Source organism: Neorhizobium phenanthreniclasticum (assembly GCF_040066075.1).
GTDB classification, from domain to species: domain Bacteria; phylum Pseudomonadota; class Alphaproteobacteria; order Rhizobiales; family Rhizobiaceae; genus Neorhizobium; species Neorhizobium petrolearium.
Genome location: NZ_JBEAAL010000019.1, coordinates 85,994 through 106,917, shown reverse-complemented (window position 1 = coordinate 106,917; position 20,924 = coordinate 85,994). Strand labels below are relative to the sequence as shown.

General features: G+C 62.8%; 22 protein-coding genes. 16 read left to right on the top strand and 6 right to left on the bottom strand.

From position 1 onward, the window contains the following. Nucleotides 1-54 precede the first annotated feature (54 nt). Complete coding sequence (trhA, locus tag ABK249_RS22130) at nucleotides 55-717, top strand: PAQR family membrane homeostasis protein TrhA (RefSeq protein ID WP_227702217.1); 663 nt, start codon at nucleotides 55-57, stop codon at nucleotides 715-717. Between the two features lie 20 nt (nucleotides 718-737). On the opposite strand, the gene ABK249_RS22125 is transcribed toward trhA, so the two are convergent. Next, on the bottom strand, nucleotides 738-1,214 hold the full coding sequence (locus ABK249_RS22125) for a hypothetical protein (protein ID WP_348864020.1): 477 nt from the start codon (nucleotides 1,212-1,214) through the stop codon (nucleotides 738-740). Nucleotides 1,215-1,331: 117 nt separating this feature from the next. Between ABK249_RS22125 and ABK249_RS22120 the strand changes: the two genes are divergently transcribed. Together ABK249_RS22120 and bla are read left to right on the top strand one after the other, a co-directional pair. After that, nucleotides 1,332-1,841, top strand: a complete 510-nt coding sequence (locus ABK249_RS22120) for a GNAT family N-acetyltransferase (RefSeq protein ID WP_052183126.1) — start codon at nucleotides 1,332-1,334, stop codon at nucleotides 1,839-1,841. 210 nt (nucleotides 1,842-2,051) lie between these two features. After that, nucleotides 2,052-3,008 carry a subclass B3 metallo-beta-lactamase gene (gene bla / locus ABK249_RS22115; RefSeq protein WP_037157686.1) on the top strand — a complete coding sequence of 319 codons (957 nt, stop codon included), beginning with the start codon at nucleotides 2,052-2,054 and terminating at the stop codon, nucleotides 3,006-3,008. A gap of 46 nt (nucleotides 3,009-3,054) precedes the next feature. Here bla and ABK249_RS22110 read toward each other — a convergent pair whose 3' ends face one another. Beyond that, nucleotides 3,055-3,594, bottom strand: a complete 540-nt coding sequence (locus ABK249_RS22110) for a MarR family winged helix-turn-helix transcriptional regulator (RefSeq protein WP_227702220.1) — start codon at nucleotides 3,592-3,594, stop codon at nucleotides 3,055-3,057. A 93-nt stretch (nucleotides 3,595-3,687) separates the two neighbouring features. On the opposite strand from ABK249_RS22110, the gene ABK249_RS22105 reads away from it, so the two are divergent. Continuing rightward, nucleotides 3,688-4,638 (top strand): DMT family transporter, encoded by a 951-nt coding sequence (locus ABK249_RS22105; RefSeq protein WP_348864019.1) that lies wholly within the window; start codon nucleotides 3,688-3,690, stop codon nucleotides 4,636-4,638. 71 nt (nucleotides 4,639-4,709) lie between these two features. Here the strand turns inward: ABK249_RS22105 and ABK249_RS22100 are convergent, their stop codons facing one another. Further along, nucleotides 4,710-5,336 (bottom strand): DUF1062 domain-containing protein, encoded by a 627-nt coding sequence (locus ABK249_RS22100; protein ID WP_348864018.1) that lies wholly within the window; start codon nucleotides 5,334-5,336, stop codon nucleotides 4,710-4,712. Between the two features lie 397 nt (nucleotides 5,337-5,733). On the opposite strand from ABK249_RS22100, the gene ABK249_RS22095 reads away from it, so the two are divergent. Beyond that, complete coding sequence (locus ABK249_RS22095; protein ID WP_348864017.1) at nucleotides 5,734-6,144, top strand: (R)-mandelonitrile lyase; 411 nt, start codon at nucleotides 5,734-5,736, stop codon at nucleotides 6,142-6,144. Nucleotides 6,145-6,527: 383 nt separating this feature from the next. On the opposite strand, the gene ABK249_RS22090 is transcribed toward ABK249_RS22095, so the two are convergent. After that, complete coding sequence (locus tag ABK249_RS22090; RefSeq protein ID WP_348864016.1) at nucleotides 6,528-8,144, bottom strand: B12-binding domain-containing radical SAM protein; 1,617 nt, start codon at nucleotides 8,142-8,144, stop codon at nucleotides 6,528-6,530. A 241-nt stretch (nucleotides 8,145-8,385) separates the two neighbouring features. Here ABK249_RS22090 and ABK249_RS22085 point away from each other — a divergent pair, with 241 nt between their 5' ends. The 4 genes from ABK249_RS22085 to ABK249_RS22070 all read left to right on the top strand — a co-directional run bounded on the left by ABK249_RS22085 (nucleotide 8,386) and on the right by ABK249_RS22070 (nucleotide 13,459). Further along, complete coding sequence (locus ABK249_RS22085; protein ID WP_037157672.1) at nucleotides 8,386-9,543, top strand: endonuclease/exonuclease/phosphatase family protein; 1,158 nt, start codon at nucleotides 8,386-8,388, stop codon at nucleotides 9,541-9,543. A 91-nt stretch (nucleotides 9,544-9,634) separates the two neighbouring features. Next, complete coding sequence (locus ABK249_RS22080; RefSeq protein ID WP_348864015.1) at nucleotides 9,635-10,507, top strand: aldose 1-epimerase family protein; 873 nt, start codon at nucleotides 9,635-9,637, stop codon at nucleotides 10,505-10,507. Between the two features lie 191 nt (nucleotides 10,508-10,698). Continuing rightward, complete coding sequence (locus ABK249_RS22075; RefSeq protein ID WP_348864014.1) at nucleotides 10,699-12,537, top strand: ABC transporter ATP-binding protein; 1,839 nt, start codon at nucleotides 10,699-10,701, stop codon at nucleotides 12,535-12,537. 112 nt (nucleotides 12,538-12,649) lie between these two features. Further along, entirely contained in the window at nucleotides 12,650-13,459 is an 810-nt protein-coding gene (locus ABK249_RS22070; RefSeq protein ID WP_348864013.1) for a class I SAM-dependent methyltransferase, read from the top strand. 10 nt (nucleotides 13,460-13,469) lie between these two features. Here the strand turns inward: ABK249_RS22070 and ABK249_RS22065 are convergent, their stop codons facing one another. Continuing rightward, on the bottom strand, nucleotides 13,470-13,934 hold the full coding sequence (locus ABK249_RS22065) for a cupin domain-containing protein (protein ID WP_227702227.1): 465 nt from the start codon (nucleotides 13,932-13,934) through the stop codon (nucleotides 13,470-13,472). Nucleotides 13,935-14,050: 116 nt separating this feature from the next. Then, the gene (gene msrB, locus ABK249_RS22060; protein ID WP_037157654.1) at nucleotides 14,051-14,461 is read right to left on the bottom strand and encodes a peptide-methionine (R)-S-oxide reductase MsrB; all 411 of its coding nucleotides are present in this window, start codon (nucleotides 14,459-14,461) and stop codon (nucleotides 14,051-14,053) included. Between the two features lie 169 nt (nucleotides 14,462-14,630). Between msrB and ABK249_RS22055 the strand changes: the two genes are divergently transcribed. The 7 genes from ABK249_RS22055 to mnhG all read left to right on the top strand — a co-directional run bounded on the left by ABK249_RS22055 (nucleotide 14,631) and on the right by mnhG (nucleotide 20,899). Continuing rightward, the gene (locus ABK249_RS22055; protein ID WP_348864012.1) at nucleotides 14,631-16,979 is read left to right on the top strand and encodes a putative monovalent cation/H+ antiporter subunit A; all 2,349 of its coding nucleotides are present in this window, start codon (nucleotides 14,631-14,633) and stop codon (nucleotides 16,977-16,979) included. A gap of 58 nt (nucleotides 16,980-17,037) precedes the next feature. Then, nucleotides 17,038-17,478 (top strand): Na+/H+ antiporter subunit B, encoded by a 441-nt coding sequence (locus tag ABK249_RS22050; protein WP_037157647.1) that lies wholly within the window; start codon nucleotides 17,038-17,040, stop codon nucleotides 17,476-17,478. After that, nucleotides 17,478-17,855, top strand: a complete 378-nt coding sequence (locus ABK249_RS22045; protein WP_037157644.1) for a Na+/H+ antiporter subunit C — start codon at nucleotides 17,478-17,480, stop codon at nucleotides 17,853-17,855. The genes ABK249_RS22050 and ABK249_RS22045 overlap by 1 nt, the downstream gene beginning before the upstream one ends. Nucleotides 17,856-18,103: 248 nt before the next feature. Then, a complete protein-coding gene (locus ABK249_RS22040; RefSeq protein WP_037157641.1) occupies nucleotides 18,104-19,693 on the top strand; it encodes a Na+/H+ antiporter subunit D in 1,590 nt (529 codons plus the stop codon). Then, the gene (locus ABK249_RS22035) at nucleotides 19,690-20,163 is read left to right on the top strand and encodes a Na+/H+ antiporter subunit E (RefSeq protein ID WP_037157638.1); all 474 of its coding nucleotides are present in this window, start codon (nucleotides 19,690-19,692) and stop codon (nucleotides 20,161-20,163) included. Before ABK249_RS22040 ends, ABK249_RS22035 begins: the two co-directional genes overlap by 4 nt. Next, nucleotides 20,160-20,564, top strand: coding sequence for a cation:proton antiporter (locus tag ABK249_RS22030; RefSeq protein WP_348864011.1), 405 nt, complete (start codon nucleotides 20,160-20,162; stop codon nucleotides 20,562-20,564). The genes ABK249_RS22035 and ABK249_RS22030 overlap by 4 nt, the downstream gene beginning before the upstream one ends. Beyond that, nucleotides 20,561-20,899 (top strand): monovalent cation/H(+) antiporter subunit G, encoded by a 339-nt coding sequence (mnhG, locus tag ABK249_RS22025; protein ID WP_037157634.1) that lies wholly within the window; start codon nucleotides 20,561-20,563, stop codon nucleotides 20,897-20,899. Before ABK249_RS22030 ends, mnhG begins: the two co-directional genes overlap by 4 nt. Nucleotides 20,900-20,924 lie beyond the last annotated feature (25 nt).

Sequence of the window (20,924 nt, the reverse complement as noted above, 5' to 3'; positions counted from 1 at the left end):
TCTCTTGCCTTCCGCCGCCGCCATGTCCATTCTGTGGGGAGACGGAAGGTAGGGATGAACGAGTTTTTTAATTTCGGGCGGCGTTACGATTTTCACGAAATCGTCGCGGATGGGATCATCAACGGCATCGGCATCGTCTTTGCGCTGATCGGCGCGACGGCGCTGATCTTTTACGCAACCGTCTGGTCGAGCTACGGCGCGATCGCCGCTGCATGGATTTACGGGCTGGGTCTGGTGCTCTGTCTGTCGATCTCGTTTACCTACAATATCTGGCCGCATTCCCGCACGAAATGGTTTCTGAGAAGGCTCGATCATTCGGCGATCTTCATCCTGATTGCGGCGACCTACACGCCGTTTTTGCAGCGCGGCGCTGAGGATCCGTGGATTCTCGCCATGCTGCTGGCGATCTGGGCGACGGCGGTGGTCGGCATCACGCTGAAATGCCTGTTTCCGGGCCGTTACGACAAGCTGGCGATTCTGCTCTATCTCGGCATGGGCTGGAGCGGCGCGATGGTCATGGGACAGGTTTCGGAATACCTGCCGGCCGTCACGGTCTGGCTGATCGTCATCGGCGGGCTCATCTATTCGCTCGGCGTCATCTTCCACGTATGGGAAAGGCTGCGCTTCCAGAACGCCATCTGGCATGGCTTCGTGGTGGCCGCCGCCGCCGTGCATTACGGCGCGGTGATGACCTGTTTCAGCCTGTCCGGTCTCTGACGATCGCCCTTACATCGCCCTTACTGCGGGCAGCCGACAGGCTTGAGGCTCGCGACCATCCGCTTGATGATCATGTCGTAGGTCTTAAGATCCTGCTTTCGGTATTCGAGTTGCAGGAAGGTCGCCGCGTCTTCGCATAGCCATATGCCGCGGACATAGAGGATGCGATCTCCCCTGGTGCCGGAATAGCTCGCCCATTCCGGCTTGACCCGGGAATAGGAAATCTTCCAGCCGTCTTTCTTTGCCTGTGTGATGCGGTTGGCTGCTTCCTCATCGAAGAAAACGTCGACGAGGAAGGTACCGAAGACGAGGATGCGATCGCCGTTCTTCGCCAGGAACGTGCCGCCGTCGCCGTTGTCGGGCGCTCTTTGCATGGTAAAGCCCGGAGGCAGTTCGATCGTGTAGCCGTAGCGATCGTTGGCATAGGTCTGCCATTCGGCGGCATGCGCGACGAGGACGGCAGCCAGCCAGGCCAGAACTGTCAGCAGAACCCGCATCTTCGCCTCCCATCCCCGAGGGCTTCACGCTATCAGAAGAACGAGAAGCTAACAATTGTGGACAACAGACGATCGTCTGCTAAAGTGGACGAAATTATATCATAATGGAAAATGGCCATGATCAGCACCCTTGTACGCGACGCAACCGAAGCCGATCTTCCGACGATCATGGAGATCTATAACGACGCAGTCGCCAATACCACGGCGATCTGGAACGAGGTGCTGGTCGATCTCGACAACCGCAAGGAATGGTTTGCGGCCCGCAGGGCGCGGGGCTTCCCGGTCCTGGTCGCGGAGGTCGGCGGGAAAGTCGCCGGTTATGCCTCCTATGGCGACTGGCGCGCCTTCGACGGTTATCGCCATACGGTCGAGCATTCGGTCTATGTCCACCGCGATTTTCGCGGCTCAGGCATCGGCCGGCTTCTGATGCAGGAACTGATCGAACGCGCTGCCTCGAACGGCGTGCATGTGATGATCGCCGCGATCGAATCGGAAAACGCTGCCTCCATCCGCCTGCATGAAAAACTCGGCTTCCGCGTCGCCGGCAAGTTCTCCGAAGTTGGCACCAAGTTCGGCCGCTGGCTGGACCTCACCTGCATGGAGCTCAAGGTTCCCGGGGCACGTTGATAACGGAATTCCTTTCTCCCGTTGCTGAATGTGTTCCCGATTGGCGCTGCGGTCAGCCGCCGTTAACGGTTGTTGCGTCCTGCCATATCCCTCCGGTGAAATCGGGAGTAATATCGCCGCACCTGCGGGAGGAGACCTGAGGGCAGATCGCGGGGGAGGCGACACGCGCTCAAGCATTGGCCCTCGACCTTGAAAGAGGAGGAGGCAGGCATGCACGCAATGATACACGTGGCGGGTCCGGTCCTCGTGTCGGCCCTTGTTCTTGGCGCCGCGCTGCCGGCCGCCGCCCAGGCTCTGCCGGAAAACATGCCGACGCAGGAACAACTGGCGAACGACAACAACCTGTTCATGTCGATCGCCAGAAAGGCCCTCAAGTGGGAGGAGCCGGACGAACCGCTCCAGATTATCGGCCCGCTCTATTTCGTCGGCACCAAGGGGCTTGGCGTCTTCCTGTTCACCACGTCCGAAGGGCATATTCTGATGAACACCGGCATGCCGTCGTCGGGACCGATGATCGTCGATTCCATCCGCAAGCTCGGCTTCAGGCCCGAGGACATCAGGATCATGATCAACGGCCACGCGCATATCGATCACGCCGGCGCCCTTGCCTTTTTCAAGGAGCAGTTCGGCGCGCAGCTTGCGGTCATGCGGGAAGATGTTCCGGCCATGGAGAGCGGCGATTCCGGGGACTTCAAATACGGGAACGATTTTGTCTATCCGCCGGTCAAGGTCGACCGCATCCTGCGCGATGGCGACACGATCAGGATGGGCGACGTGCTGCTCACGGCCTATCTGACGCCCGGCCATACCCGCGGGGCGACGACCTGGATCGCCAATCTCGTCCTGGACGGCAAGCCCTATGTCGTGGCGTTCCCGGATGGGGCGGGCTTCAACCCCGGCTATCGGCTGGCGAAGGATCCGTCCTATCCCGGTATCGCCGAGGATTACCGGCGCACCCACCATATGCTCGAAATGCTGAAGCCTGACATCTGGCTGGCGCAGCACAATGAATATTACGATCTCGAAGGCAAACGGCAGCGGGCCCAGACCGAAGGCGTCAATGCCTGGAGAGACCCGGAAGGCTATCGCCGTTTCATCGCCGGCAGGAAGCGCGCCTTCGAGGATCAGGTCGATCTGGAAATGGGTGCTGCGAAGAGTGCCCGCTGACAGGCAGCGCCAGGCCTTGTCCTCTTTCGCGAAGCGTTGCCATCGCTCAGGTCTCCGTCGCTTCACCCGCCGGCATCGCAAGCCTCGCCTCGACGGCGAGGTTCAATTCGCGAAGCAAGGCCGCAAGCTGGCGTTTCTTTTCCGGATCGAATGACGCGATCGCATCCGCTTCGTTCGCCATGTCCCGCCGGAACGCCGCTTCGGCGCGGTAAATGCCTTCCTCCGTAAGCTGCACGGCGAGGCTTCGGCCGTCGTTTTCGGACGGCACGCGCCTGATGAGGCCCGCCTTTTCCAACCGCCCGAGCCGGTGGGTCAGGCTGCCGGAGGCGATCATCAGCGAGCGGTAGAGTTCCGTCGGCGTCAGCCGGTAGGGCGGGCCGGACCGGCGCAGCGTGCCGACGACGTCGAACTCGCCGCGGTCGAGCCCATGTGAGGCAAAGGTCGCCTCGATCGTGGGCGTCACCAGCCGCGACAGGCGATAGATGCGCCCCAATATCTCCATCGGGCTCGTGTCGAGGTCGGGCAGTTCCCTGGCCCATTGGGCTTTCAACCGGTCGACGTGATCCTGCTGTTCCGGCTTGTCCATCGCCTCGATTCCCCGTTTGCGTCTGAAACTATCTTGACATGAAGATAAATCGAGAGCAAATATCTTCACGTGAAGATAAATAGGGAGGCTGTCATGTTATTGCTCGTCGCAAGGAAGGCCGCTGCGGCCCCACTGATCGGGCAAATGCTTCTCTGTTCCTTCTTCTGGGCGGGCGCCTTCATTCTTCTGAAGGTCGCCGGCACCTCGCTTTCGCCGCTGGCCCTGACGGCCGTGCGGGGGCTGATGGGCGGCCTTCTGATTGCCGCTTTCATGGCGGCGACCGGTCACGAGATACTGCCCCGCGGCCGCGAGTACCGCGACTGGATCGTCCTCGGCTTCTTGCAGGGCGTGGTGCCGAACACGCTGACGGCCTATGCGCTGACCCAGATTTCCGCCGGCCTGACCTCGATGATCCAGGCCTCGACTCCGCTTGTCGTCGCCGTCCTGGCGCAGACGCTGTTTGCCAGCGAGCAACTGACGCGGAGACGAATGATTGGTCTCCTGATCGGCTTTGGCGGCATGGTGCTGCTGATTGGCCCGGCGGCTCTCGGTTCTGCCGAGGTCAACCTCTCCGGTATCGGCGCCATGATGGCGGTGGCGGTGAGCTACGCGCTCGGCAATCTCTACGTCCGCAGCATTCCGCAGGCGCAGCCGATCCGGCTGGCGCTCGGCCAGCAGGTTTTTTCCGGTCTGCCGACCTTCGCCGCCGTGATCTGGCTGGGTGGTTTCCCGGCCTTTGCACCGGCGCTGGACGCTGCACCGGTCCTGCTCCTGCTCGGCATCTTCGGAACGGCGCTGCCGATCGTGCTCTACATGAACATCCTGAAGAAGGCAGGGCCGACCGTCGGCTCCATGAACGGCTATTTCCTGCCGCCCTGGACGATCGTCCTCGGCTTCGTGATCCTTGGAGAGCCGATCAGCCTGCGCGAGGCGGTCGCCACCCTTATCGTCCTGTCGGGCGTTGCGATCGTTTCCCTGAAGACGGAAACCCTGCGGGAGGTCTGGGGCCGGCTTGCGCCGATGTCTCGTCTCCGGAACTGCTGAGAGAGAGAGCGTGCCCGCCCGATATTCCGCCCCCTTTCCGCGGGGGCGAAACAGTATGTCGGGAAGGAGGATCAGCCACCCATCGCCCTGCCGCCGACCGAAATTCTTTCGGCCTCGTCGCGCAGGTCGAGCATGATGGTCGTGCCGTCGCGGATGCCGCGTTTCAGGGCATCCTTCCGCACCGGCTCGACCATGATCTCGCCCGCTTCGAAGAGTTTTTGCAGCCGGCTGCGCGAAAGGCCGAGTTCCGCTGCAAGCAGGCGATCGAGCCTGACGCCGGCGGGGAAGGGCAGCGCAAGCGCGATGCGAATTCTCCGCCAACCCGCGAGGTCGCAAAGCGCCTGCCTGCGCACCTCGAACTCCTCGCTTTCCTCGATGCGGATTGCTTTGGTCCTCAGCGCGTCGGCGTCGAATTCGAGGCGCGCCACGAAATCCGGCGCGCTCATCTGCAGGGCGTCGAGGAGAGTGGGGTCGAGCGAGCGGACGCTTTGCCGCTCGAAGACCGGCCGGTTCCAGGTGGCGTCGCAGGTGGTGCATTTGTAGATGAGCCAGGCATCGAGCCGCTTGCCGTTGGCGTTGAGGCGGATGCGCCGGCTGGAGCGGAAGGGTTTGGGGCCGCCGCAACCGCTGCAGGCGAGAATTGGTCGGGGCGGATGTTTAGGGATTATGGTCCATTCGAGATGAAGGATAGTGGACATGCCGTCTTGATCTTCCGGTCGGGAAGTTCATGCGGGAAACGGCACTGGAGAGACCCGTGATCGGGCGCGGTGTGGCGAAGGTCCGGACTTGAGGGAAAAGCGAAGCGTCGGATTTTCAGGGCGGCTTTTTCAAGAGCAGCACTGGCAGATCAATGCCAAACCGGTCTCAAGCCGCCACCCCGATGAACAGCTTTTCGCATGCGGCAGCCTTGCCGGCCTACCCGCATGGAAGGGTGAAACTGTCGAGACCGGGGATTACTTAGGCAAACTGGACCTCAAAAGCCGACGCTTGTAGGGGGCAATGGATAACAGGATATCAGCGAAAGGCAAGGGCTGCCGTGAGGCGCCCGTCCGCCCTATATAGGCGGGAAGTAATGAAACAGCGAGGACTTGCACCATGGAGATCAAGCGCGGCGGATCGCAGCCGTCGAAAAGGCAGCCTGCGGAATATTTCACCGGTACGGTCCGTCTCGATCCGCTGAACGAGGCCGCGGCGCCGGCCCGGGCCGTCTGCGCCTCGGTCACCTTCGAGCCCGGCGCCCGCACCAACTGGCATACCCATCCGCTCGGCCAGACGCTCATCGTCACGGCGGGTTTCGGTCTGGTGCAGGTCTGGGGCGAGACGATCCGGGTGATCCGCTCCGGCGACGTCGTCTGGTTCCCGCCCGGAGAAAAGCACTGGCATGGTGCGGCCCCCACGACCGCCATGACCCATATCGCCATCCAGGAGGCGCTGGACGGCAGGACGGCCGACTGGCTGGAGCCGGTCGCCGACGCGGAATATGCGGGCGCGATCGCCGCGGATTGACGGACGCCGTCCATTAGCGCGAGCGGTAGATGACACTGTGCCTTTACCCCCCTCTGGTCTCCTGAGCGTTTGCCGAAGCGCGGCCATCTTCGCCGTCCGCGACGGGGGAAGCGCGTATGTGGGTTTTGCCCCTCACCCCGCCTCCGCTTCGCTCGGCGACCCTCTCCCCGCAAGCGGGGCGAGGGGGAACGGCAACGGCGCGGCATATCTCCTTCTCCCCGTTATAACGGGGAGAAGGTCCCGGCAGGGGGATGAGGGGCAAGGCTATATGCGGTTGCCCCGCCGTTCTGACGGAAGATGCTCGCCCTTCGGCAAACGCTCAGGAGGACGGAGGGGGTGAGCAGCCGGTGTGCGTTGCCGACCCTTTTGAAGGGCCGTGCGTTTCAGGCCGGTCGCAGTTCGCCTTCCCAGGCATTGTCGGGAACCGTCCGGGAGGCTTCCTCGATCGCACCGATCTGCGAGGAGATTTCCCTGCCGATATACTGGCTGAAGGGGCCGAGATGGGCGTAGAGTATCGCCATCTTGAACATGTGCGGAAGCGCTGCCGGATTGGAGAACAGGCCCCTGGCGATCATCAGGGCCATCTGCCCGGCAAATTTCGGGCGCTTCACCGTGGCAGCCACGGTGAAATACAGGAACCGCCGGGTGTCCACCCAGGTGCGGCCCCAATTGAAGCCCCCCTTGATGTGTTTCACGCGCAGTTTCCGGCCGACACGCGAAACCCGGCCGAAAAATGCCTGCGGCGTATAGATGGCGGAAACGACCCGGTGATAGTCCCGCAGGATATCGATCCGCGGACGTTTCGTCGCGAAATTGAGGCCGGACACGCATTGGTCGGCGCTCCCGTCGTCCATGTCGACCGCATGTCCGGAATGGAGCCGGCCTTCCTTCTCGAGCCGGGTGGTCAGCTGCGTGTTGGGCAGGGCATAAAGCAGGCCGACCATGCTCACGGGGATCGACGCGTCCTCGATCAGCGCGGTCATTCTTCCGCCGGAGCCCGGCGTTTCGTCGTCGAAGCCGAGGATGAACCCGGCGATCACGACAATGCCGGCGGCGTAGATCTTGTCGATGCTGGCGACGATGTCGCGCCGCGTGTTCTGCTTTTTCTGCGTTGCCCTGAGGACCTCCTCGTCGGGGCTTTCGATGCCAATGAACACCGTGAAGAAACCCGCTTCGGCCAGAAGGTCGAGCAGTGCCTTGTCGTCGGCGAGGTTGAGCGAGGCCTCGGTCGAGAATTCGAACGGATAGTGCCGCGCTCTCTGCCATTCGATGAGCGTGGGCAGGAATGCCTTCACGGCCTTCTTGTTGCCGATCAGGTTGTCGTCCACGAAGTCGACATGGCCGCGATAGCCGAGCGTATAGAGCGCATCGAGCTCGGCGAGGATCTGTGTGGCCGTCTTGGTGCGAGGAACGCGCCCGTAGAGTTCGATGATGTCGCAGAATTCGCAGGTGAACGGACAGCCGCGGGAAAACTGGACCCCGATGAAGGTATAGTTCGAAAACTTGAGGAGATCGAAGCGCGGAACCGGCGTCCGCGTGACGTCCGCCTTGAATTTCGGCGCCAGGAAGTCGCCCTTCTTTTCCCCCCCGCTCCAGGCGGCCACGAAGGCGTCGATGACGTCTTCCGCCTCCCCGAGGACACGGAAATCGGCGCTCGCATAAAGCTCCGGGCTCGAGGTTGCGTCCGGGCCGCCGATCGCGACCGGCTTGCCGGCCGCATGCGCCAGCTCGATGATGTGGAGGACGTCGACCTGCTGGGGCAGCATGCCGCCCGTCAGCACAAGGTCGGCCCAGTCGATGTCGCCGTCGGAGAGTTCCTCCACATTGCGGTCGATGAGCCTCAGTTCCCAATCCTGCGGCAGCATCGCCGCAATGGTGATCAGGCCGAGCGGCGGTGCCGGATAGCGCGCGCCGATAAGCGTGCAGGCTTCCCGGAAATTCCAGAAGGACGCGCCGGTGAACCTCGGATATACGAGCAAGACCCTCGCTTGTCGCCGCATTCTCTTGTCTCCCGGATGAGGAAAAGATGTGTAGGCACTTCGATCAGTCGCTGCTGAAGCCGCACTATATCGTTTCGAAGCCGGGGGGCAAGCGCGGACTTTTCCTCGAAGTGCGGCCGAGGGCGGGATGTAAGATTATGAAAGGAGCGACTTAAAAGTGTAGCGAAACCGGTTTATGGTCCTCCGGCTGCAACTGTCGGTGCCATGCCGTGATCACGCATGGCGGATCGGGGAGGGGACGATGGTGAACTATGGTGGCCTGCGTTTCGACTTCAAGGAGCCGGGAGCGGCCAAGCGCTGCGCCGAGCGACTGGTCGCGATGCGCAAGACGCTCGCGCCGTTCAGGGCGCGCAAGAAGGACAGCTCGCTGCTTCTGGCGACCTGGAACATCCGCGATTTCGATTCCAACGATTTCGGTTTCGGCCCGCGCCTGCCGGAGACCTTCTACTACATCGCCGAGATGATCTCCTGCTTCGATCTCGTGGCGGTTCAGGAGGTCAACCGCGATCTTTCCGCGCTGCAGAAGGTGATGCGCATCCTCGGCCGCGAATGGGACTATATCGCCACCGACGTGACGGAAGGCACGAGCGGCAACGGCGAGCGCATGGCCTTCGTCTACAACACCGAAAAGGTCTGGTTCCGCAAGATCGCCGGCGAGATCGTCCTGCCGGACGGCCAGCTCGTCGTCTCGCGCAAGAAGATGAAGGCGCCGAAGGACCAGCCGGATATCGAGCCGAAGATCGAGGAGATGAAGCAGCAGTTCGCCCGCACGCCCTTCCTCGTCGCCTTCCAGTCCGGCTGGTTCCGCTTCAGCCTCTGCACGGTGCACATCTATTTCGGCGACGATTCCGGCGAGAAACTGAAGCGCCGCGTCGCCGAGATCGAGCGGCTGGTGGATTTCTTCGCCAAGCGGCAGGACAAGGAGAGCAAGCTCACCGGCAAGGGCATGAAACCGCTCGACCGCGGCCGCGAGGCGGAGAACTATATCCTGCTCGGCGATTTCAACGTCGTCAGCCCCGAGCACGAGACCATGCAGGCGCTGGCGGCCAAAGGGTTCGAGGTGCCGGAGGAGATCGACGGCACACATATGCCGAACCGCGAGCACTTCTACGACCAGATCGCGGTGCGCGTGAAGGACGAGAATTTCAAGGTCCTGGGCGGCGGCATTGTTGATATGTATGCCGATGTCTTTCGCTCCATGCCGGAGGATATGGAACTGTACGAGAAATTCGTCCCGAAGAAGGATCCGGAGAAGAACGAGAAGTTCCGGGCCACGACGCCGCAGAAGCTCTACGAGAAATGGCGCACCTGGCAGATGTCGGATCATTCTCCGCTGTGGATCGAGATCCAGACGGACTTTGCCGAAAGCTACCTGAAGAACATCGTCGACGGCAAATGACGGTGGCCGCCGCCACCGGCGGGCGCGGTCATCGAATGGCAACTTTTCCCCGCCAGGCTGTCAGGTGAATCAGCCGCCGAGAGGAAAGAGCATGTCCGACACCGTCCGTATCGAAAACCAGCATCTTGCCGTCGAGGTCTCCCCGCTGGGTGCGGAGATGCAGTCGCTCACCACGGCGGATGGCCGCTCATGGCTCTGGAACGGCGATGCCGCCTTCTGGAGCGGCCGCTCGCCGATTCTCTTTCCCATGGTCGGCAAGGCGCGGGAAAACCGGGTCAGCGTCGAGGGCAAGTCCTACGAGATGGGGCAGCACGGCTTTGCTCGCAGAAGCGAATTCTCACTTGCCGCGTCGACCGGCACCATGTGCCGCCACGAGCTTGTCGCCTCGGATGCGACGCGCGCCGTCTACCCGTTCGAATTCCTGCTGGCGGTGACCCATGCCGTCGATGGTCCGAAGCTGACAGTCTCGGCGGAAGTCGAAAATCGCGATACGCGGCCGATGCCTTTCGGCCTCGGTTTCCACCCGGCTTTCCTCTGGCCGCTGCCGGGCGGGGAGGGTCGTGCCCATGCCGTCACGCTCGACAACGGCGCCGAGCCCGCGCTCGTCAGGCTGGAAGGCGGGCTGGTGAAGCCGGAAAGGCTGCCGTCGCCCTTCAGGGCGGGCAGGCTCACCCTCGATCATGCGATGTTCGAGGAGGACGCGATGATCTTCCCGGAAGGGGCGGGCGACGGCCTCACCTATGCGGCCGAGGGCGGGCCGGCGCTGAAATTCTCCTTCGAGAACCTGCCCAACCTGGCGCTCTGGCAGAAGGCCGGCGCGCCCTATGTCTGCATCGAGCCCTGGCACGGCACGGCCGCCGAAATCGGCGGCCCGGACGATCTGGCAAAGCGCCCCTACGGCGTGATCCTGCAGCCCGGCGGCAAGGCGCGCTTTGCCTTTACGGTCGAACTTCCGGCATCATAGAAGCCTTGCTGCGACAGGCATCCGCCTGTTGCTCGCGGATGACACCCCGTTGGTTTTTCCGGGGCTGCATTGAGATCGCGGCGGTTGTCTGCGATGATTGTTGCTCATTTCCTCCGAGCTTTGGGAGACTGACATGAAAGCGATCCTGTCCAACCAGAAAGGAAACATCGCCCACAAGGACATTTCGCATCATGCACACGCTGTTCCCGCGCGCGAGGAAAAGCCCGCCGCGCCATAAGCCCTTCCTCCAGTATTTCCGCGACCCTTCCGGCACCGCTGACCGCGAGCGCCGCCGTTCGCGCCTGCGCAAGTTCCTGTCCTATTACCGCCCGCACCTGCCGCTGCTTCTGGCGGATCTCTTTTGCGCGATCCTCGTAGCCGGCACGGCGGTAGCCCTGCCGCTCTGCGCCAATCTCGTCACCAGCCGCCTTCTCGCCCTGTCCGAGGTGCCGAACGCTTACGGCGAGGTGCTGGCCGTCGGCAGCGTCATGCTGGCCATCCTGGCGATCCAGACCGTCGCCATCTTCTTCGTCGATTATCGTGGGCACATGATGGGCGCGCGCATCGAGGCGGATGTCCGGCAGGAGCTTTTCGATCATTGCCAGAAGCTCTCGTTCAGCTTCTACGACCGGCAGCGCACCGGGCAGTTGATGAGCCGCATCACCAGCGATTCCCTGTGGCTTGGCGAGCTTTTCCACCACGGCCCCGAAGATCTCTTCATCGCCGTGCTCAAATATGGCGGCGCGATGCTGGTGCTGTTCTTCATCGATCCGCCGCTCGCCGGCCTCATCCTGCTGCTCACCCCGGTGGCTGTCGTTTACGCGCTCTATTTCAACCGCCGCATGAACCGCGCGCTCGACGCCAGCAAGCGTCAGATCGCCGCCGTCAACGAGCGTGTCGAGGATGCGCTGGCGGGCATTCGCGTCGTCCAGTCCTTTGCCAACGAGGCGCTGGAGCGGGAACGTTTCGCCGAGCAGAACCGGCGGTTCCTGCAAAGCCGTGCCGATGGCTATCGCAGCGAGGCGTGGTTTTCGGCCGGCACCGAAACCTTCGCGCAACTCGTCACCATAATGGTGATCGTGGTGGGCGGCCTGCGCATCCTCATGTCGGAACTGACCGTCGCCGACCTCCTCACCTTTCTGCTCTGCGTGGCCGTGCTGGTCGATCCGGTCAAGCGGCTCGCCAATTTCGTGCGCCTCTGGCAGGAGGGCTATACGGGCTTCGTCCGCTCCATGGAGATTCTCGACGTCGCCCCGGACATCGCCGAGCGGCCGGAGGCCCGCCCCATGCCGGAACCGAAGGGCGAAATCCGGTTCTCGGACGTCACGTTCGGTTATGAGGCCGATGGCCCCAGGGTCCTGAACCGGCTTTCGCTGACGATTGCGCCGGGCGAGTTCGTGGCGCTTGTCGGGCCTTCCGGAGTGGGCAAGAGCACGCTGTGCGCGCTCATCCCGCGCTTCTATGATGTGGAAGCCGGGGCGATCCTGATCGACGGCACCGATATCCGCGACGTGACGCTGGCGTCGCTCAGGCGCCATGTCGGCGTGGTGCAGCAGGAGGTCTATCTCTTCGCGGGAACCGTGGCGGAAAATCTCCGCTATGGCCGGCCCGGTGCAACCGATGCCGAAGTGGAGGCCGCGGCGCGGGCGGCCAACGCGCACGACTTCATCATGGCTCTGCCCAACGGTTACGATACCGATATCGGCCAGCGCGGCGTCAAGCTCTCGGGCGGCCAGCGCCAGCGCCTCACCATTGCCCGCGCGTTCCTCAAGAACCCGGCGATCCTGATCTTCGACGAGGCGACCAGCGCTCTCGACAACGAAAGCGAACGGGCGGTCCAGCAGGCGCTGCTCAGCCTGGCGGAAGGCCGCACCACGCTGGTCATCGCCCATCGCCTCTCCACCGTGCGCCATGCCGACCGCATCCTGGTCCTGACCGGCGACGGCATCGTCGAGGAGGGCAGCCATGACCGCCTCATGGCGAGGAACGGCGTCTACGCCGGCCTGCACCGCGTGCAGACGAGCATCTGAACGCCGGCTCCACCTTATTGGTGAGAAGGAGCGTAGCAATGCAGCCTTAAGATGCTGTTTGCCGCACCGAACGGGAGGCGTATCATGCGGCCTTGGTCTATCGGAGGACATCATGGCCAGGGCTTCGCAGCACGATGCCTGGCAGGCGGGCGACAACTACGACCGTTATATGGGTCGATGGAGCCGGCAGGTCGCTCCCCGCTTCCTCGACTGGCTGCATCCGGCCAGGGGGTTGGACTGGGTGGATGTCGGCTGCGGCACCGGAGCGCTTTCCGCGGCAATTGTTGCCGGCTACGATCCGAAAAGCCTGATTGGCCTCGATCCTTCGGAAGGGTTTCTGGAAAAGGCGCGCTTGAACGTTCCCGATCCCCGCGTCGAATTCCGGGTGGGCGACGCGCAGATGCTCGCGATGCCGTCGCAGGCCGCGGACGTCGTCGTGTCCGGCCTGATGCTCAACTTCGTTCCGAGGAGGGAGGAGGCGCTGCGCGAAATGGCCCGCGTGGCGCGCCCGGGCGGCAGGGTCGCGTTCTATGTCTGGGATTACCCGGGCGGCGGCGTGGAGTTCATGCGTGCCTTCTGGACGATTGCCGTCGACCTCGATCCCGCTGCGCAGGATCTGACCGAGAACCGCCGGTTTCCCTTCTGTACGCGCGACAATCTCGCCCATCTCGCAAGGCAATCGGGCCTGGCGGAGGTGGAAGACGAAGAGATCGAGATTGCGACGCGCTTTGAGAACTTCGACGATTTCTGGCGACCATTCACATTGGGAACGGGGCCTGCGCCCGCATATTGCGCCAACCTTCCCGCCGACAGACGGCGGAAGCTCAGGGAAAAGCTGAAGGCAAACCTGCCCTATGCCGACGACGGCTCCATTCCGTTCAAGGCAAGGGCATGGGCCGTGCGCGGCCGGGCGGTGGAATGACAGCGCCGGTTCAGCCGGGCCCAGAATAGGGCGTGCCGTCCTTGTGCACGAACCGGCCGTCGGCATTGGCGCTCATCATGTCTATGTCGGAGCAGGTGGTGATGTCGGCGGGCTGGCGCGAGCCGATTTCGAGATAGACCGCCATCGCACCTGATCTGTTGATCATGTGATGGCCGTTGCCGGAGCCTTTCGGAAAGGCCGCGCAATCGCCGGCGCGCAATATCGTCTCGCCGTCGTCCTCGATCAGCGTCAGTTCGCCTTCGAGCACATAGACGAATTCGTCCTCGTGCGAGTGCCAGTGGCGCTGGCTCGACCAGTTGCCGGGAGGCAGGCGCATGAGATTGATGCCGAAATCGGTGAGCCCGCCGGCATCGCCGAGACGCTGCCGTACGCGTCCGGCACAGGGGGCATCGAATGGCGGCGGATAGCCCGAGCTTTTATATTTGGGAACGGTGGCGATATCGATCTTGGGCATGACGGACATCTTCCTGCGGTCGGTGCAGAATTACCTATCATAACCCTTGAGGAGAGGCCATGTTCGTCATGACTTCCCCGGTCTGCTGGCCGGGGAAGCATCCGCAGTTCTACGGTTTACTTCAGCGGCTCGAAGGTCATCGCGTGGCCGTTGATGCAGTAGCGCAGTCCCGTCGGCGGCGGACCGTCCGGAAAGACGTGGCCGAGATGCCCGCCGCAATTGGCGCAGCGCACTTCGGTACGGACCATGCCGTGCGATATGTCGCGGTGCTCGGTCACCGCCCCGGGCTTCACCGGCTCGAAATAGCTCGGCCAGCCGCAACCCGAATCGAATTTCGTGTCGGAGATGAACAGTTCCTCGCCACAGCCGGCACAGCGATAGAGGCCTTTTTCCTTCGCGTTCCAGAAAGGACCGGTAAAGGCCCGTTCGGTGCCGGCCTGCCTCAGGATGCGGTACTGCTCGGGCGAAAGCTGTTCGCGCCATTCCACATCGCTCTTTTGGATTTTCGGAGTGGTCACATCGGACATCGCTTAAGATTCCTTTCGTTTTTCCTTTAGATAGGCATCCGAGGCGTTGACGGAAAGTCGCGTTTCTGTGTGTTCCGTCCGGTTATGCTTGAGATGGGGGATTCTTTACCCTAGAAAGCCATTTCCTCCCGGCGGTTGGTCGGTTCTCGCGGTTTCAAAAGGAGATGGCATGGCTGCCAATGTGCCGGCATTGACATTCGTTGTCCTGTTCCTCCCCTTTATGGGCGCCGTTTTCGCTCCTGTTCTCACCCGCCGGTTCGGTGACAAGGCGGCCTGGCTGCTGGCTCTGGCGCCGTTTCTCGCCTTTCTGCACTTCTGCGGCTTCCTGTCCGAAGTCGCCGCAGGCGAAGTCGTGACGGGCGGTTATGCCTGGGCGCCGAGCTTCAACCTATCCTTTTCCTGGTTCCTTGATGGCCTGTCGCTGACCTTTGCTCTGCTGATCACCGGCATTGGAACCCTGATCGTGATCTATTCCGGCGGCTATATGAAGGGCCATCCGGATCAGGGCCGTTTCCTGTCCTTCATCCTCCTGTTCATGGGGGCGATGCTCGGCCTCGTCGTGTCCGACAGTTTCCTGATGCTCTTCGTCTATTGGGAACTGACCTCCATCACCTCCTTCCTGCTGATCGGCTTCGATCACGGGCGGGAGAAGGCGCGCCGCGCCGCGCTGCAGGCACTGGTGGTCACCGGCGGGGGAGGGCTCTGCCTGCTCGCCGGCCTTGTCTTCCTCTGGAACATCACCGGCGTGACCCAGCTTTCGCTGCTCGTCCACACGGAAGACGGCCTGCGCGAAAGCCCGTTCTATCTCGCGACGCTTCTTCTGGTCCTCGGCGGCGCCTTCACCAAATCCGCGCAGTTTCCCTTTCATTTCTGGCTGCCGAACGCCATGGAGGCGCCGACGCCGGTCTCGGCCTATCTTCATTCGGCCACCATGGTGAAGGCCGGCGTCTATCTTCTGATGCGGCTCAATCCGGTCATGGGCGCGACGCCGGCCTGGGAAATCCTGCTGCCCTTCTTCGGCGGTATCACGCTGATTGCCGGCACCTTCCTCGCCGTCCGTCAGGTGGATATGAAATTGATGCTGGCCTATACGACCATGGCCTCGCTCGGCCTGCTCGTCATGCTGACGGGGTTCGGGGCGCCGCATGCGGTTGAGGCGGCGGTGCTTTATCTCGTCGCGCATTCGTTGTTCAAGGGCGGCTTCTTCATGGTGGTGGGGACCGTGGACCACGAAGCGGGAGACCGCAACGTGACTCAGCTTCGCGGGCTCAGATCCGCCATGCCGATCACCTTCGCGGCGGCAATGCTCTGTGCCCTTTCGATGGGCGGCCTGCCGCTCTTCTTCGGCTTTCTCGCCAAGGAGGAAATCTATGCCGCCCTTGCGGCCGGCAATCCGCGTGCCGTCTTCTTTACCGGTCTTGCGGTGATCGGCAATGCCTTGATGTTTGCGGTGGCCTTCGCCATCGCCATCAGGCCCTTTTTCGGGCCGCCCAGCGCGAATCCGAAATCGGCTCACGAGGGGCCTGTCGCCCTCTGGCTGGGGCCGGCCGTCCTGGCCGTGCTGGGGCTGTTCGGAGCGCTGTTTTCCGGTCTTGCGCATCGCTATGTTTCCTCGCCCATGGCAAGCGCGGTCTCCGGCGAGAAGGTGATGATCGATATCACCACCGTGCCGCATATCGGGATGCCGCTCGTTCTCTCGGTCATCACCATAGGGCTTGGCGTGTTCGTCTTCTGGCGGCTGGACGGTGCCCGCGCACTGATGGTCCGTGTGCTGGAAAATCTGGGACCCGGACCGGATCTCGGTTTCGATCATTTCGTCTCCGGGCTTGTCCGGCTTTCGGTCGCCATCACCCGCTTCGTGCAGCCCGGAAGGCTGGAGGTCTATATCACCGCCACGTTCATCCTGCTGGCGCTGACGCTGCTGGTTCCCCCCGTCGTCTTTGACGAATTGCCGGGCATGCCGGCCTGGCCGGAAAACATCCTCGTGCAGGAAGGGGCCTTCCTTCTGATCGCGCTGATCGGCATTGTCGCGGTGCTGAGGGCGAAGGACCGGCTGACGGCGATCGTCTCGCTCGGCATCCAGGGCTTTGCCGTCGCGGTGATCTTCCTGCTGTTCGGCGCGCCGGACCTTTCCTTCACGCAGTTCATGGTGGAGACGTTGTCGGTCGTCATCCTGGCGCTGGTCATGACGCGGCTTCGGCTTTCGCCTGCCGATCATCGGCCGCGCAGGCAATTGCTCTTCGATGCATGCGTTGCGGTCGCCTGTGGGCTCGGCTTCGGGCTCCTGCTCTTGAAGTCTGTCGAGGCGCCCTTCGATAATCTGCTGACCGATTTCTTCAATGCCTATTCCAAGGTGATCGCCCATGGCGCCAACGTCGTGAACGTCATCATCGTCGATTTCCGCGGCACGGATACGCTGGGTGAAATCGCCGTGGTGATGGTGACCGGCCTTGCGGTCCTGGCGCTGATCCGGGTGCGGGCGGCGAAAAAGGTGACTGATGAGGAGGTGGGTCAGTGACGGCAGTCTTTTATCCCCCTCTGGTAAATCTTCATCTGATAGCGAAAGGGTGTGCAGCATGAACACGCTCATCCTGCGCACGGTCGCCCCCGTACTCACCGCCCTGATGCTTTTGTTTTCGATCTTCGTGCTGTTGCGCGGCCATAACGAGCCCGGCGGCGGCTTCATCGGCGGGCTGATCGCCGCCTCGGCGCTGGCGATCTACGGCATCGCCTTCGGGGTCGGCGCGGTGCGCCGCGCCATCCGCTTCCATCCGATGGCGATTGCGGGCGCCGGGCTTTTCCTCTCCACTCTCTCCGGCCTCGTCTCGATTTTCTTCGGCGTGCCCTTCATGACCGGCCTCTGGATCTATCCCGTGTTCTTCGACGTCGAAGTGCCGCTGGCGACCGTCATGTCCTTCGACCTCGGCGTCTATCTTGTCGTGCTGGGCGCCATTACCTCGATCGCGCTTGCGCTCGAACAGGAACCGGGGCCGGAAACAGGCGGGGAGGAAGGCTGATGGAAGCGCTTTTTGCCATCCTGATCGGGCTGTTCTTCGCCGCCGCAGTCTATCTTCTGTTGTCGAAGCATACAGTGCGCATGCTGCTCGGCATCGTTTTGCTCGGCAATGCGGTGAACCTCCTTCTTTTCACCACCGGCCGGCTGACGCGCGAAGTCCCGCCGATCATCCCGACGGGCATGGACCAGCTTCCGGCCGGCACTGCAAACCCGCTGCCGCAGGCGCTCATCCTGACGGCGATCGTGATCTCCTTCTCCTTCTTCGCCTTCCTCCTGGTGCTGACCTATCGCGCCTACCAGGAACTCGGCACCGACAATACGGACGAGATGCGCCTCGCCGAACCGCGGGACGAAGAACGCCCGCCGATGGGGTATTGAGTGATGCAGTTTGCGACAGATACCCCCCTCCGGCCTGCCGGCCATCTCCCCCTCAAGGGGGGAGATCGGATAGCGGTGAACTCCCGCGCTGAACACAGGTTCGAGACTGCCGTGGTTAAATCCGAAACGGTTGATGGTTTGGGAAGCTGGCGCGTCTTGCCGATCTCCCCCCTTGAGGGGGAGATGGCCGGCAGGCCAGAGGGGGGTATTTTTGCCTCTAGGATGAGAAGAGGGGATAACCCATAGCCATGGCAACTCCCTCCACCGTTCCCGTCGACCTTTCCGCAGCACTTGTCCTTGCACCCGTGCCGCTTGCCGATTGGCTGGTGGTCCTGCCCGTGGCATCGATGATCGCGTTCGGCGCGCTCCTGATGATGGTCCGCAAATCCGTTCGCCTGCAGGGCACGATCGCGATCGCCGGCCTCGCGCTGCTCGTCCTTCTGGATGCGGGGCTGCTCTGGCGCGTCCTGGTTCACGGTCCCGTCACCATGGTGATGGGCCGCTGGCTGCCGCCGTTCGGCATTGCCTTCACCGCTGATCTCTTCGGTGCCGTCATGGCGCTCGTATCGGCCGTCGTGGCGCTCGCCGCCGGCATCTTCGCGCTCACCGACATCGATGCGAGCGGCCGCCGCTACGGCTTCTTTCCCTTCCTGATGCTGCTGATGGCCGGCGTGACGGGCGCGTTCCTGACCGGCGACATCTTCAACCTCTACGTCTGGTTCGAGGTGCTGCTGATCGCCTCCTTCGGCCTGCTGATCCTGGGGTCCGAACCCGAGCAGATCGACGGCGCGCTGAAATATGCCATCCTCAACCTGATCGGCACGACGCTGTTCCTGATCGCGGTCGGATATCTCTATGCGATCTTCGGCACGCTCAACATGGCCGATATCGCCAGGAAGGCGGGGACCTTGCGCGAGACGGCGCCGCTGACGACGCTGACGGCGCTGTTCATCTTCGCCTTCGCGATGAAGGCGGCCGCCTTTCCGGTGAATTTCTGGCTGCCGGCCTCCTATCACACGCCGCGCATCGTCGTGTCGGCCCTGTTCGGCGGCCTGCTCACCAAGATCGGCATCTATGCACTGATCCGCGTCACCGTCATGCTGCTTCCCGTCGAACGGGAGGAACTGAGCCTGATGATCGCGGTTTCCGCAGCGCTGACCATGCTGATCGGGGCGCTCGGCGCGCTTGCCCAGAACGATATCCGCAAGCTGGTCGGTTATCTGGTGATCGCGGGCATCGGCAACATGATGGCAGGTGTCGCGATCGGCACGCCGGCGGCTGTCAGCGGCGCGATCCTCTATGCCCTGAATTCCGTGGCGACGATGACCGCGCTTTATCTGGTGGCGGGCGAGGCCGCCCGGCTTGCCGGTGCCTGGTCGCTTTCGGGGCTCGGCGGGCTTTATCGCCGGGCGCCATGGTTTTCGGCCGCTTCGTTTGCCTTCTTCCTGGCCGCCGCCGGCCTGCCGCCGCTTGCCGGCATGTGGCCCAAGGTGGTGCTGCTCAAGGCCTCGCTCGACATCGGCGCTTGGTGGCTGGCGGCGTCGATCCTCGTCTCCGCCTTTGTCATCACCCTGGCGCTCGGCCGCGTCTTCCTGCTCGCCTATTGGCGGCCGCTTTCCGCACCGGCGCCCGAAATGCCCGGCGAGGGTGCGCCCCCCGGCGACTGGCGCATTGTCCTGCCGCTCGGCGCCCTGACCTTCCTCGTCGTCCTGTTCGGCCTGCTGCCGGAACCGCTGCTGGATCTTACCCAGAAGGCGGCGACGAATCTCGCCGATCCGGCGGCCTATATATTGTCCGTCTTTCCCCAATCCGCGATAGAGCGGGGTGCCCTGCCGTGATCATCTTCATCCTGTCGCTTGTCCTGGCCATCATCTGGGCCGCCATTACCGGCAGCGCGACGCTGCACAACCTGATCTTCGGTTTTGCGCTTTCGACGCTGTCGCTCTGGGTCGTGCGTGACCAGATGAGTGCCCGCGGCTATTGGCGGCGGCTCGGGCGCATCCTGTCGCTTCTTCTGCTGTTCTTCAAGGAACTGGCGCTTTCGGCCTGGAAAGTGGCGGTCCTGGTCGTCAGTCCGCGCATGGACCTGAAGCCCGGCATATTCGCCTTCCCGCTGACGGTCGACCGGGATTTCGAGATCACGCTGCTTGCCAATCTCATCACGCTCACCCCGGGCACGTTGTCGGTCGATGTCTCCGAAGATCGCAAGACGCTCTTCGTGCATGCGATCGACTGTTCGGATACCGATGCGACGGTGAGGGATATCGCCGGCGGTTTCGAGAGGAAGATCATGGAGGCGTTCCGGTGACGGCGGCAGAAGCGATCCTTTCCTGGGTATTGTGGGCGGCGCTCCTGATACTCGGCCTCTCCTTCCTCCTGACCGTCTGGCGGGTGATCAAGGGGCCGACGCTTCCCGACCGGGTTCTGGCGCTCGACATGCTGGTCGGCATCGTCATCGGCTTCATCGCGCTGATCGCCATCCGCACCGGCTTCACGCTCTATATCGATATCGCGATCTCGCTCGGCCTTGTCGGTTTCCTGGCGACCGTTGCATTTGCCCGCTTCATCCTGTCGCGCGTCCGGCGGGAGGAAACATCGGAAGGACCGCACATGAGGCTGATCGCGGCTCCATCCGCGCGCAGGCGAAAGCCGGCGGGCAAGCGCAAGGACGGTGCCGGGCCGGCCGTGCGGAGAAAGGCAGGAAAATGATCGGTTCGCTCGTTGCCATACTCACCGCTCTCATCGTCCTCGTCGGGGCCGGCTTCGTCCTGGTTGCGGCGATTGGCATCAACCGCCTGCCGGACCTCTATACCCGCATGCATGCCGCCTCCAAGGCCGGTACGGTCGGCTCCGGTCTCATGCTTCTGGCGGTCGGTCTGCATGCCGGCGATCTTGCGACGTTTGCACGTGCGATCGCGGGCTTCTTCTTCTTCGTCCTGACGGCCCCGGTTTCGGCGCATTTGCTCGCCATGGCAGCGCACAAAGTAGGCTACAAGCTCTCCGAGTTGTCTGTACGAGACGAAATGAATGATTATCGAGAATGAATATAGTCTGTCAGAAACGAGTTAT